General features: G+C 48.3%; 15 protein-coding genes. 9 read left to right on the top strand and 6 right to left on the bottom strand.

Annotated features, from left to right (window positions below):
• Positions 1-22 precede the first annotated feature (22 nt).
• Positions 23-1147 (bottom strand): ABC transporter permease, encoded by a 1125-nt coding sequence (locus tag AC6I7T_RS02895; RefSeq protein WP_497791793.1) that lies wholly within the window; start codon positions 1145-1147, stop codon positions 23-25.
• Positions 1135-1794, bottom strand: a complete 660-nt coding sequence (locus AC6I7T_RS02890; protein WP_497791792.1) for a TetR/AcrR family transcriptional regulator — start codon at positions 1792-1794, stop codon at positions 1135-1137. The genes AC6I7T_RS02895 and AC6I7T_RS02890 overlap by 13 nt, the downstream gene beginning before the upstream one ends.
• Before the next feature lie 241 nt (positions 1795-2035).
• Between AC6I7T_RS02890 and AC6I7T_RS02885 the strand changes: the two genes are divergently transcribed.
• Together AC6I7T_RS02885 and AC6I7T_RS02880 are read left to right on the top strand one after the other, a co-directional pair.
• Complete coding sequence (locus AC6I7T_RS02885; RefSeq protein WP_497791791.1) at positions 2036-2851, top strand: DUF6597 domain-containing transcriptional factor; 816 nt, start codon at positions 2036-2038, stop codon at positions 2849-2851.
• 94 nt (positions 2852-2945) lie between these two features.
• A complete protein-coding gene (locus AC6I7T_RS02880; RefSeq protein ID WP_497791790.1) occupies positions 2946-3413 on the top strand; it encodes a VOC family protein in 468 nt (155 codons plus the stop codon).
• A 50-nt stretch (positions 3414-3463) separates the two neighbouring features.
• Here AC6I7T_RS02880 and AC6I7T_RS02875 read toward each other — a convergent pair whose 3' ends face one another.
• From AC6I7T_RS02875 to AC6I7T_RS02865, 3 genes are all read right to left on the bottom strand, one after another.
• Entirely contained in the window at positions 3464-4828 is a 1365-nt protein-coding gene (locus tag AC6I7T_RS02875) for a TonB family protein (RefSeq protein WP_497791788.1), read from the bottom strand.
• Entirely contained in the window at positions 4812-5231 is a 420-nt protein-coding gene (locus AC6I7T_RS02870) for a BlaI/MecI/CopY family transcriptional regulator (protein WP_497791787.1), read from the bottom strand. The genes AC6I7T_RS02875 and AC6I7T_RS02870 overlap by 17 nt, the downstream gene beginning before the upstream one ends.
• Before the next feature lie 64 nt (positions 5232-5295).
• The gene (locus AC6I7T_RS02865) at positions 5296-5949 is read right to left on the bottom strand and encodes a TetR/AcrR family transcriptional regulator (RefSeq protein ID WP_497791786.1); all 654 of its coding nucleotides are present in this window, start codon (positions 5947-5949) and stop codon (positions 5296-5298) included.
• A gap of 53 nt (positions 5950-6002) precedes the next feature.
• Between AC6I7T_RS02865 and AC6I7T_RS02860 the strand changes: the two genes are divergently transcribed.
• Complete coding sequence (locus tag AC6I7T_RS02860; RefSeq protein ID WP_497791785.1) at positions 6003-6215, top strand: hypothetical protein; 213 nt, start codon at positions 6003-6005, stop codon at positions 6213-6215.
• 113 nt (positions 6216-6328) lie between these two features.
• On the opposite strand, the gene AC6I7T_RS02855 is transcribed toward AC6I7T_RS02860, so the two are convergent.
• On the bottom strand, positions 6329-7396 hold the full coding sequence (locus AC6I7T_RS02855; protein WP_497791784.1) for an AI-2E family transporter: 1068 nt from the start codon (positions 7394-7396) through the stop codon (positions 6329-6331).
• Between the two features lie 1043 nt (positions 7397-8439).
• Between AC6I7T_RS02855 and AC6I7T_RS02850 the strand changes: the two genes are divergently transcribed.
• The 6 genes from AC6I7T_RS02850 (at position 8440) to AC6I7T_RS02825 (ending at position 13016) form a co-directional block, all read left to right on the top strand.
• Positions 8440-9744, top strand: a complete 1305-nt coding sequence (locus tag AC6I7T_RS02850) for a sensor histidine kinase (protein ID WP_497791783.1) — start codon at positions 8440-8442, stop codon at positions 9742-9744.
• A gap of 3 nt (positions 9745-9747) precedes the next feature.
• The gene (locus AC6I7T_RS02845) at positions 9748-11154 is read left to right on the top strand and encodes a sigma-54-dependent transcriptional regulator (RefSeq protein ID WP_497791782.1); all 1407 of its coding nucleotides are present in this window, start codon (positions 9748-9750) and stop codon (positions 11152-11154) included.
• A gap of 256 nt (positions 11155-11410) precedes the next feature.
• Positions 11411-11950, top strand: a complete 540-nt coding sequence (locus tag AC6I7T_RS02840; RefSeq protein WP_497791780.1) for an RNA polymerase sigma factor — start codon at positions 11411-11413, stop codon at positions 11948-11950.
• The gene (locus tag AC6I7T_RS02835; RefSeq protein ID WP_497791779.1) at positions 11947-12168 is read left to right on the top strand and encodes a hypothetical protein; all 222 of its coding nucleotides are present in this window, start codon (positions 11947-11949) and stop codon (positions 12166-12168) included. The genes AC6I7T_RS02840 and AC6I7T_RS02835 overlap by 4 nt, the downstream gene beginning before the upstream one ends.
• A gap of 9 nt (positions 12169-12177) precedes the next feature.
• Entirely contained in the window at positions 12178-12627 is a 450-nt protein-coding gene (locus tag AC6I7T_RS02830; protein ID WP_497791778.1) for a hypothetical protein, read from the top strand.
• A gap of 104 nt (positions 12628-12731) precedes the next feature.
• A complete protein-coding gene (locus AC6I7T_RS02825; protein WP_497791777.1) occupies positions 12732-13016 on the top strand; it encodes a hypothetical protein in 285 nt (94 codons plus the stop codon).
• Positions 13017-13078: the final 62 nt, after the last annotated feature.

Here is a 13078-nt window from a genome sequence, read left to right as displayed (position 1 = left end):
CTCTCTTCTCTTTTCCGAAGACCTAAGCCTTAAACACCATTGCTGGATCAAGCTTCATGATCTTATTTACGGATACGACAGCTGCACTGATGCACATAGTCAAGGTTACGAAGAACATCAGGACGGCCATTTGCCAGTTCATGACGATGGCCGCTCCGCTCTTGCTTCCACCGCTTGCGACAAAGATGCTTACAACGATGCCTATCCCATAGCCGATTACGGCCGCAATTGCAGCTTGCGACATGATCACACCGAAGACATATCGATTAGGGGCGCCCATGGCCTTTAGCGTTCCGTATTCGCGAATATGATCCATCGTGGTCGCATAGATCGTTTGCGCAACAACAACGACACCTACAACCAATCCCAGGACAGCGGCCAATAGCACAGCTACGCCCGCGCCCGTTGTGAACATCCAGTAGTGACGTGTCATCGTACTGAACTCCGCCGTCTCATATACATCGTTATCCGGTAATCGGCGCTTGAGCTCGGCCTTTAGTGATTGGATACTTATTCCCGGTGCGGCCTTAACCAGAACAAAGTTGGTTTGGTCTTCCCTCATCCGCGTGTAGTCTTGAGCATTCTTGAAGGTTGTGAACACATAGGGCGAGGTTGTAAAAGCACGTATGCCATTCGTAAAACCGACAATTTTGGCTCGATATCCGTTAACTTCGAAGTGTTCGCCAAGCTGATTTGCCGCTAACTTTTTCTTGTATATTTCGTCGACGATAACTGCGTTTGGCTGCTTGAGTTGTAGAACATCACCTGCAACCAGATTCCATGGGCTGCCTAACGTCGAGTCTGGATTGCAGCCGATGACCTCGACAGATTCGCTGTGTCCATTGGGCTCTTTCCACGAGGTCCAACGTACGATGTATTTTTGAGCCTCTGCTACCCCTGGTGTTGCCAGAACCTGATAGAACTTGCGTTCATTGAATTCAATTGCCTGGTCAATATAAGGAGTGTTTTTCGCAGCAATCCAAATATCAGCTCCGGAGTGATCGATGATGTTTGAAGTAGAAGTCGAAAAGCCGAGAAATAGCCCCAATTCCACGACGATCAGCACTACGGAAAATGCGATGCCAGTAAGTGTCACAGCAAACCGGATCTTGTCGTGAAAGAGGTTGCGGCGAGCTAACGGCGGCATGACTTCTTCTCCGCAAAAATCCCGTACATCATTGCATCCATCATCGAATCGGTACGTTCTTTGAGTGGGCGCCAGGGAGTCCAGTCGTCACAACCCAAGGTGATCTCGAGTGCAACCAGTCCGTGAAAACCAGCCCAAAGAGTTTGAGTGATAAGTTCCGGGTCAGGTTTGGGATTACGGACCAAGCCGGCAGTAATTACATCGTCGACGAGCTTTCTTAATAGTGCGTAGGCGTCGAATTCCGGATTCCCTTTTATTTCCTGAACTTCTGGTGTAAGAGCCTCCGCTGTCATGTGACTGGGATACGGAGTCATGAACATCAAGCGGTAATGATTGGGATGGGCAATGGCGAACTGGACATAAGCGTTGCCGCATTTCCTTATGCGGTCAATGGGATCTTTCAGCTTGAGCAGTCCGCTCATAGTCTCTGCAAGACTTCGAAAATCGGTCTGGCAGAGCTCTCCTATCAACGCTTCCTTATCCTTGAAGTGTTGGTAGATTGTCGTGGCTGAGTACTCAATTTTGTCGGCGATCTTCCGCATGGATACGCCTTCGTATCCATAGGTGGCGAATAAATCACGCGCCGCATCCAGAATCTTTTTGCGAGTTTCGTCCCGTTCCCGTTCCCGTCGCTCTTTGCTTCCCATGTCTTCGTAACACCATTTCGAATACTTAACAGTGTTAATAATATTATCGTCGTTCGGTGTGGTCAAGCGAAAGCTTGAGCGGTGACCTTGGGCAGTTCTTTCAAGAAGGACGAAATCTGTCGGGCGCTTCTTTGTGCTTAACTAATATCCTTTCAATCGCTTACATCGCATTGAGTGAGAAGCACTGCTCGGCTGGGAAGGCATTTGCATATAGGGAAACCTTCGTCTAGACTCCAGAGCTATGACGCTTCCGAGGCGAATTCCCCAGCCTCCCCTTGCTGACTTCGTAGCCATGATCTGGTATTACGAGGGCCAGGTGGTGCCACATACCAAAGAACGTTTGCTTCCGACGGGAACCACAGAGCTCATCATCAATCTGAAGGAAGATCACACACGCACTTACGATCAGCAGCTCAACTCTTGTGAGCTTGAAGGCATCATTTTCAGTGGGGTCCACACCGACTATTTCGTAATCGACACGGACGTTCAACAACATGTGATCGGTGTACATTTCAAGCCCGGAGGCGCCTGGCCGTTTCTCGGTGTTCCCGCATATGAGTTGAAGAACCTGCACATAAATGCAAGCGATCTTTGGGGGCGATTGGCGAAAGAAATAAGAGAAGACATTCTCTCCGCACCAACTATTGTCGAGAAGTTTGATGTGCTGGAACGATTGCTCTGGAGGAAGCTACTTCAAGGTAAAACCGGACATCCAGCCATAAGCTTTGCTTTACGAGAACTACGCAAACCAGATTCGCGTGTTGGAGATATTACCAACTCATTGGGCATGAGCCAGAGACACTTCATCGAATTATTCGATCATCAGGTGGGGCTCACCCCTAAACGTTACGCAAGGATTATGAGGTTTCAGCAGACGCTGCGAAAAATAATCTCTTCTCCGCTGGAACCTGACTGGTTACAGATCGCGCTCGATTGTGGCTATTTTGATCAAGCCCACTTTATCAAGGACTTTCGTTCCTTTTCCGGCATTAATCCAGTGACTTATCACAAGAAGTGTAAGCTGAACTTGAATCATGTTCCCCTTGAAGAGGATTGATCCCCTCGGTCAAATTTTTACAATACGGGCCTAGCAGTGTTGCAAGACAATCAAAGCGAACGACCGAATTCTTTCGGTGAGCCAAGGAGGTCCTATGGCAACTCAAGCAGCGCAAATTCGCGTTAAGCCAATTCCCGACGGCTATCAAACCCTTACTTCCTATCTTGTAGTCGACAATACACGCGCATTGATGGACTTTTTGAAGAAAGCCTTTAATGCCACGGAATTGTTCAGTATGAACGATGAGAGCGGCATGCCCAGACATGCGGAGATGAAGGTAGGCACGTCAATGATTATGCTTGGACGTGCCCGTGACGAGCATAGTTCTACGAAATGTACTCTTTACGTCTATGTCGAGGATGTGGATGCCGTCTACGAAAAAGCAATTGCAGCAGGCGGGAAGTCGATCCAAGAAATCACGAACCAGTTTTATGGGGATAGAAGCGGCGCAGTGGAAGACCCCTGCGGTAATTCCTGGTGGATTGCTACTCATGTTGAAGATGTGCCGATGGATGAACTGAAGCGCAGGAGTCAGGAGGCACGGAAGAACGAACACTCATAAGAGCAGAGGACTCCATGTCGGGCAGTAAATAATCCCGACATGGAGGTATCTCAATATATCCGAAAATTCACTTCTACACTGATCCGCACCGGAACTGGTTTCCCTTCGAGCATAGCGGGGTTAAAACGATATTTTGCAACTGCAGAGAGCGATTCTTTATCGAAATTGGGGGATAAAGAGCGAATAACATGTGGCTGTTGAGGTATCCCGTTTGAGTCAACGACTAAACCTATCAGGCAGGTTCCGTTAAGCTTTTTCTTTCGTTCGCTCAAAGGATATTCCGGATCAACTGCGTAAACTAGTTGAGGAGCTGTTACGCCATCCTCACCTATTTGATAAATTCGTCCGGTGGCTGTTTGTTCCTGTTTCAGTGTCTGGTCTGTTCCGCTTCCCTGTTTCTCAATATCGAAAGCAAGAGCGTATGCTGCCGTGCAGCCAAGCAGGAGAATCAAGCTACTCGGTAGCAGTATTGCAGCTCTTTTCATCGTGCCAAGAGTCGGTTTTTTCTGCACAAGATTCATAACACGTTTCTCCAGAACGTTTGCATCGAACATTCCGATGCCGTGAGGCGTTGGAAGCACAGGTTTTGAATAGATTGTTGTTGCCAGACGCAATAAAGAACGGGCATAGCCTGACGCGTCCCCCAGTTTTTCTGCAGCACTTGCGTCACAAATGAGTTCGCGTGTTTCAGCAATTTTTGTTTTCAAAATCCATGTGCAGGGATGAAATGCAATCGGAAGAGTAGCGGCCTCGTAAATCAAGTTCAGCAGAAAATCATGGCGCCGAATGTGAGCACATTCATGCGCAAAAGCCGAGATTAATTCCTCTGAAGAACAGTCGGAGAGAAAGCCGGGAGGAATGATTAGTGCCGGATTCCGCCATCCTACCGTGATTGGTCCGCTCAGTGAGCTTGACGAGAGAATTCTAGTCGTTCTGAGTGAAAAGGCTTTACAGCTTCGACTCCAAAGCTCAGCCAAATCATATTCAAGAAAGAGCTGTTTTGCTTGATGGCGCAGTTCCCGTGTCTTTGCAAGAGACCAGGAAAAGCGGCCGAGCCAATAAGCTGTGAGGAACATGTACCCTGCGGCCAAAGCAAAATATACCTCTGGCTTAAAGAAAAGGGTTCGACCCCAAGGACTAGAGCTTTTGTATATGTTTGTCTGCTGCTGTGAGAATGTTACCTTTGCGTCTCCGGCTCTTTGTGGATTTTCTGTCAGGCGTAAGGAGATGCTAGATGCAGGTACAAGCACAGAGATGAAAAGAACAATCACCCAGATTGCATGCTGTACAACAGGGCCCAACCTCTCCAATAGCTTTGTTGCCAGCCAAGCGGCAAAGATCAATAGAGGTACTTGCCATAAGGCGTTGATACAGTACCCGGCGACCAGGAGACCTATTTCATTTATTGCGATCATGGCCGGCTTCCCTCTCGACGATTTCGGATAGCTCTGCAAGCCGCTCAGGTTTAATCTGATGGGTCTTGATTAAACTCATGACCAGTTCTTCGGGAGAGCCTCCGAACATGCGATCCACTAAATCATGAAGGGCTTGACTGAGTGCCTTTTCCCTGCTGACAACGGCCTTGTAGATATATGCGCGTCCATCGAGCGTCCGCTTAACTTTCCCCTTCCTATGGAGAATGTTGAGCATCGTTTGGACGGTGGTATATGCCAGTTTGGATTCGGTTTCAAGATGCTCCTGCACTTCTTGTACATTTCCGGGGCCATGTTGCCAGAGCGCTTGCATGATCTGCAGCTCTAACGGAGTGAGGGATTGAGAACCTTTTTTCCTACCAACCATCAGTACTCCTAATTTCATAGGAGATTAGCGCCTCGATGATTTCCTTGTCAACTAATAATTTAGGAGTTGTGACTGCTTCTTGTTATGGACGGGGTTCGATGCTTAACTGCAGATAACCCCTGACGGCACGAAAAAGGCGTTCTTCTAGACGATTGAAATCCGGATCAGCATTCTCAAGAGCAGAATCGGTAAAGGCGCGAGCCATAAGGAGTAGATCCTTGCCGGTCTCCTCTGCGTCCAGAGAATCGGGTACCTGGGGATGTTGTTTCAGGAACTGAATTACCAAGGAGTGTATCTGTTGAATGGTTTCCGAATGGTCGGAATTTCTCAGCAAGCGACGATCCTCAAATTCGAGAATACGGTTGAGATCTGGTCTATCGGCATGCATTGCCACTACTGCTCTTAAGAGAATGCGCAATGCTTCGTCCAATGGTTTGTTTTCCGCTATTTGGATTGCTGTTTTCAGCGAAGACAATACTCTGCCTTCAAACTTCTCGATCAAGGCCACCATCAAAGCATCTTTATTGGGAAAGTACTGATAGATCGAGCCGATGCTGACTCCTGCACGCTCGGCAATTCGATTCGTATTGAAGCCTGTCAGCCCCTTCTTTTCCAAAATGTGAGCTGCTGCTTCCAGAATGATCTCCACCGTTCCCTGAGAGCGTTCTTGTGCCGGGGTCTTTCTTGGCTTTAGTGGATCTGCTTTTTTCTTTCTAGAAACGCGAGTTGCGGACATGAGTAATTGCTCACATTATAAACGTATACCTACCAAAATGATAGGTGCAGAGTATGAGTGCAAATGTATCCAATGCTGCGCAAAAAGAACTGCAGGCGTTCCTCCATGCCGTATCCGAGATGTTTGGTAGCGATAGAACACAAAGGGCAAGCGAATTCTGGCTGAAGGCTCTGGAGGATTCTGACGGAATATCCATCGATAACGAGAAGTTTTTCCGAAAGGTGACGATTCAGGCAGCCAGTCAGCTAGCTATGGACGTTCGGTAACGCATCTCTCATGTCATCCAGATTTTAGGAAATCAGATGGATAACGCCACAAGCAAGAGGACTACTCCTTAGGTCTATTGTTCCCGGTATGCTTCGTATTGTTCCTCTCTTTGCTATAGCGTGATTGCTAATTTCCTCTCTTCGCTGACAAGTATTTCTTCAGAGGGCAACAGAACATTAAGTACTCCTATCGTTGCCGCAAGGAGAGGCGCCGCGACAATAACACCGAGAATACCTCCAATCGAAAACATCAAGAGCTGAACAACTAGGGTTAAAGCAGGAGAAAGTCGGACGAGGGTTTTGTCTGCTAGAGGTGTGATCAGATTCCCTTCCAGGATATGTGCCAGGCAGAAAAGAAGGATTGTAAGATAGCCTTTTTCTGGGCTGATGCTGAAGGCAAGCAGCGTTGCCGGAAGGAACGAGAGCACGGCTCCAATATTCGGAATAAAGGTCAACACTGCTGCAATAATGCCTAATGTTCCGGCCATGGGAACTCCAAGCGCCCAAAGACCACTTGCAATAAACAATCCGATGGCGAACATCGAGACGAACTTTGCCAAAAGCCAGGATCGTAGCATTTGTAGCGCACCTTCTATACCGAGGTCCATCCTCAACCCGTATTGTTTAGGCGTAAGGCGATGTAAGGCAGCTGCGTAATAATTGGGTTCGACCGCAACATAGATGGCCACTACGGCTACTACAAAAAGGCCTACAAAAGCCGAGACCGTGTTCGTGAGCATTTTTCGAAATAATTCCAGTGCGTTTGTGGCAAGGCCCGGAGTTGCTGTTCCGCCTGTGTGTTCATTCAGAATCCAATGCCCCCAACTAGACTCCTGGACCCTCATGTCCAAACGGTGAATGGTATTCGGAATGCTTGCTTGAAGATCTGAGATGTCTCTGATTGTCTGAGGGCCACGTAACCAGGCTGCAAGGGAGAGGCATATAAGCAAAAGCGTCAGTACGATTGCGAAAGAAATTCCCCTTCTGAGTTTTACGATATTGCTTACGTAATCAGTCAGGGAGGCCAAGACGAGAGCTCCGATTCCGCCGGCGATGACCAACAGGATGATGAAGCGCACATACCAGAGAAAAGTGACTCCAACGAGGACTGATGCTAAAAGAAGAATTTCGAAGACCGCATGGTTCTTGAACTCCAGATTCTTTGTAATGGGCTTTAGCATCGGACGCCTCCTACAGGAAACGAGCGAATATACACCTGTTCGGAGCAATTTTCGAGAATAATTCAGAAGGGGGCACACTGGCGGATGGTCAGGATTGGCTTCGCGTCTCTAAACATCGCTGCCGGTTCGTGCCGCGGCAGCGATGTTTACAGGGATCAGGCGGCTTGAGGTCTTTTCTGATTCAGAGGCCTGGGGTCTGTGCGCATTACAGGTAGTGGATGGCGGAGCGAGAGTACCACTCCCAAGGACGTCCAACTTTTCATGACATAAACACGAGAACATTCAGCACAGAGCCAAAAGAAGCGACTTGGGAAAGGACGCATCGGGAAAGCTCCATCCTCATGCTCTGTAGCTTGTTTTGAGTCGGGTTCATATTGAAGTAGCTGGAGCGACCCATCTCGTAAATAGACTAGTTCGGCGGAACATTGCGGGTTGGCACATCGCATGGATCATCTCCTTTGCGGTCAAATTCAACAAACCTTGTGAGGGGAAGATTTTTATTCGATGGGCCATTTGTTTTTCTTCTAATCAATGAGCCTCACCGATTGCGCCTAAACATTCTTATGTTTTTCAGAATGAGTCATACGACGGTGAAACACCGCCGCCTATTTTCACTGCGTAGAATTTCTTTATTAGACGAAGCAACTGCCATGAGAGTGAGTCGTCTTCTTGTCACTCCCTTCTGCATGTGCTGCGAAAGGCAAATTTCCTCTACCTAATAGAATGCAGATTCGTTACCAAATTTGACCTCGAATATGCCGTTTATTTTCAACGACTTGGAAGGAAAATTGCATTCAGAGGCAATGCTGCCGTCCAAAAGTTTTGACGTCTCTGTCAGAGATTTTGAACAATAATGCGATCCTGGTGATAAAGGGATCGCGTGCAGATAATTTTGATCATCCTCTCTAGATGGAGGAAGGTCGTAATACATTTGACGACAAATTTTTCTATCGATAGAAAGAATTCTGAAATGTATTTCTTGGTTCCAGGAACAGCGTAACCTGGAGTGGATTTTGCGAGGAGTCGTTGCCTTCGAGGAGTCTATGCAAAGTTCGTTGTCATGGATTCAGAAGATCGAGTCAGAGTCGCTTCGGAAGCAGCAGATTGCTTTTTCTGTCCTGACATTATCTGTACTTGTCATGCTGTTGGTTTTGCATACCCTGTTCTCCTCGGTTCTTGGGAATCCCTCGATGCTCTTGCTAACCGTTCTAGGGGTGAGTTCTCTCTTCAAAATCGCAGAGGCGATTTGGTTGCAGAGACGAACTGAGGGCATTAGTAAGCATGTTTCCAGGGTCGAAGCCTGCGTTTCTATTATTTTAATATTTGTTCTGTCTGGTTTTCTTGCCTACCTCACAAACCGGGATGACACTCCTTACTTTGTACTTCTCGCTATTCCTATTTTGCAGGCTGCGTACCAGCTAGGCTTTATTGCTACTTTATTGACCATTGCGACCGCCGATTCGATGATGTTTTTCTGGATGAGGCATTTCTTTCAAATTCATCCTCCCCCGCAATCCAGCGAATATCTAGAGGTCGGAATGATCTCCATTCTTTACATCCTGATGGGTTCACTCGTCTGGTTTCTTGTTCGCCAGCTCAAGCTTCACCAATCTCGTTTTTATGCAAACATGATTGAGCTGGAAACTACGCGGGAACAATTAATTCAGGAAGAGAAACTGTCTGCAATAGGCAGATTGTCTAGTGGAATCGCACACGAAATTCGCAATCCTGTGGCGATGATTTCTAGCTCCCTTGCCACCGCAACGAGTCCCGACATCGAGGATACAGAACGAGAAGAGATGTTTGCTATTGCGGCGAGGGAGGCACAGCGACTCAGCCAATTGACAACAGAGTTTCTCGATTATGCACGACCCGCGAAGCCTCAGCGGTCTACCGTTCTGATTAATGATCTCTTGACGCTATCAGCCGATAGTACGAAGGCTTATGCAAAAACCAAGTCGATAGCCGTCAGGCTAAATCCGGTAGAAGAGATTGCTGTCCATGTAGACAGTGCTCAGATTCAAGGGGTTCTACTGAATCTGGTGCTGAATGCAATTGATGCGGTATCTGTATCAGGCATAGTAACCATAACATCGCAAAGCATGAATGGTTCGATTTCTATACACGTCGAGAACTCAGGTCCGGCAATTCCGGAGGCGAGCTTGATACGGATATTCGAACCTTTCTTTACGACAAAGCCCCATGGGACGGGGTTAGGATTAGCGATAGCCCGGAGCATTGTCCAGGCCCACAACGGAGACCTGTACGTCAGCAAAAATGAAGAAGGTTCTGTTGTCTTTACACTGGTTCTTCCTACCTGCTCGGGTACGGAGTTAAAGGCGGGGTGATAAATGGGTAAGGTACTGATCGTCGATGACGAGCCAAATATGCGGCGGATTCTTGCTGCAAATCTGCGTTTGGATGCTCATGTTTTGGTTGAAGCATCGGGAGCGCCGGAAGCAAAAGCGCTACTTGTACGAGAGGATTTCGATGTTGTCCTGACGGATCAAAAGATGCCGGATGGCAGCGGTCTTGAGGTTCTGCAAGTAGTGCAGGAGTCGGATCCCACGATTTCGGTAATCTTTCTGACAGCCGTTGGCACCTTGGAGTTGGCTGTAGACAGCATGCGGCAGGGTGCATTTGATTTTTTGGCAAAACCGTTTGTTCCGGATGTAGTGAGAGCAGCAATTCGCAGAGCCTGTGAACGTACCGCGCTCTTGCGAGAGAATGCGCTTCTGAAGAGATCGGTTCCAAAGTTGGAAGGCGCCGAAGACATTTACGGAGAGAGCCAGTGCATAGAGGCTGTTCGCAAGACAATTGCACGTGTCGCTGCGACAAACATGACTGTGTTGATCACAGGGGAAACTGGAACCGGCAAGGAGTTAGTGGCACGAGCGATTCACAGAAACAGCCTCCGTGCGCATAAGCCGTTTATCGCAATCAACTGTGCTGCTGTTACGGAATCGCTATTGGAAAGTGAGTTATTCGGACACGAAAAAGGAGCTTTTACGGGAGCCGATCGAGTTCGAGCTGGCCTCTTTGAGGCTGCGCATGAAGGTACTCTTTTCCTGGACGAGGCCGGGGAGATGTCTCCAGGAGCTCAGGCAAAGCTCCTTCGCGTTCTCGCTGATGGTGAAATCCAGAGGGTAGGTTCAAGTCGAACGCGTAAAGTTGATGTACGAGTGTTAGTGGCCACTCACCGAAATCTCCTGGAGCGTGTGCAGCAAGGGCTGTTTCGCGAAGATCTCTATTATCGCTTGGCGGTTGTTCCTATTCAGCTTCCTCCTCTGCGCGAGCGGAAGCAGGATATTCCCGGTCTCTGCCAGGTACTTTCAAACAAGATTGCCCGAGAAATGAAGGTGCAGCCGCATCCATTAAGCCAGTCTGCGGTTACAAAATTGTGTCAATACTCCTTCCCTGGAAATATCAGAGAGCTTCGTAATCTCCTTGAGAGGGCCCACATCCTGGCCCAAGAACCTGAACTTCAGGCAGAGGACTTCCCTCTTCAACTGGAGGATAGTGTGTCTGCTCAGTCAAAGGATTCAGATGGAATCGAGGCACTGGTGAAGCAGCTTCCTGATGATCTCAGTTTGCGAGACTGCCTGCTTCAAATCGAAAGTGCACTGATCACGAGAGCTTTGGTGGCGTCCAAGGGCGTACAGGCTGAGGCTGCAAGGAAACTTGGATTATCGAGAAGTGATCTAGGTTACAAGGTGGCCAAGTATTCGTTAGGGAACCGATTAAGAAGTTTCCTCTGAGTGAGTAGGAAATCGTATTTCATGAGCTTGTGCTGCATCTGCGTAAGAGCATTGATTGCCGGCAAATTCTCAGGAGCTGGATTTTAGCCCCGTAGGAACGAAGGATGTCTTTTCATCCTGGCTGAATATCGATATCCGCATCCGATATTTCTCCGGGTCCAGTGTGTCTTTTGCGTTATCCAGGAAAATCCCCAAAAACTATAAAAAAGATGTAACCTCCTAGCCTCTATGGAAGTAAGTGTAGGTAGAGAAGGAAATGCAGACCCAGATACAAAGTACGGAGCAGTACGAAAGGTTCACACTTGGCGATTTGGAAGCCTTTGAGGAACTGTTTCGTCAATACCAGCAGGAAGTATATGGCTGGGTGCTGCGAATCGTACGGGATGGGGCGGCAGCGGAAGACGTAACGATTGAGGCCTTTTGGCGTATCTATCGTGCTAGAGCGCGTTTTGACCCGTCGCGCAGTTTCGGTGCATGGGCGCGAAAAATTGCTACAAACGCGGCCTTAGATTACTTGAAGCGTCTCCCGGCTGAGGAGGTGCTTCCTGATGACCATCCAGGCCCTGCCACAGCGGATAGCTCCATTCAGCAGGAGACGCGACAGATTGTAGAGCGCATCTTCCGAAGCCTGTCTGCAAAGCTACAGCTTGTAGCAAGGCTTGCGCTCATCGAAGAGCAGCCGTATCGGGAGATAGCCGATGCATTAGGCATATCTGAGAGTGCCGTGAAGTTGCGCGTTTTTCGTGCAACGCGAATTTTGAGGAAAAGACTGAAGCAGGCAGGAATTGAGCCATGAGAGATAACGAAGACAAAAGATTGGGCGAGTTTCTAAAACAGCACCTTCCTCCTGCCCAGGGGACATTGAGTCACGACCTCTGGCCGAAGATGATCGATTGCATGAATGAGTCTCCCTTGCGGAGGGTTCTATGGTGGGATTGGGCTTTGTTTGGGTTGGTGGTATTGCTGCTTATCGCCATACCAGATGTGATTCCGATGCTTCTGTATCAACTTTAGGAGGAAACGATGAACACACATCCTTATTTGCGCGCGTATATGGCGGGATCGGTAATTCCAACGGCCTTTATGCTCATCGTTATAGCTGGATTTGTTTTACTCCGCTATGGATTTCAAATTGCAATTCCGATCGAGCGAGGGATGGTATTTCCCATAGCCTTTGTTCCCAATCTTTGGGGCATCTGGAACGTTCTTTATGTTAGCCGGAAGATTCATCATCATCCCGCAACAATCGGACTTCATGGTGCAATATTGCCCTTCGTTCTTGGGCCTTTGGCTTTGCTAGTCGGCAAGAGTCTAGGGTTGGTGCAATTGGCTCCACAGGGGTTCTTTTACCTACAGCTGGTTTTCCTGCCCTATGTGTTGGTTGCTCTAGGCTTCTGCTGTGGCCTGATTATCTATTACCTGGTATGGAAATATATGGTCGGCTTCCTGAACGAAGTATTGGGCATTGCTTAAGGATTGATTAATTCAGAGAGTACCTACCCTAAAGTGGGTTGACTTTGAACCAAGTAATCCCTCTAACCTGAGGGATTACTTGGAAATGGATTAGTGGGGCAAGTATGTCTGGTACCAATGTGCTGGAGACATCGGATGTAGCAGCAAGAGAGCTTCAAGCTTTTCTTGGAGCTGTGCAGGAGACGCTTGGGAAAGGCCTGATAGAAATGGCTGGCGAATTGTGGTTACAAAACCTGGAAAGGCTGAAGGCGATAGATCTTTCAGAGGGATTCTTTCGCAAGATCACCATTCGTACTGTGAGCGAGATTGCTCGGAAGACAAGGCCTCTATCAAACGGGCCCGATGTCCAGAGCCTTTCGCGCATAGGCATAACTCGCCAAGAGTGGTGAAGCGCAACTTTCTTTCCATCACAGCAAACCAATGAAGAGGTTTGCTGGGGTGGAAGGCTACC

It is taken from the genome of Humiphilus diazotrophicus, assembly GCF_059726315.1.
The sequence above is the reverse complement of the archived record's forward strand: the minus strand, read 5'-3'. Positions and strand labels throughout refer to the sequence as shown.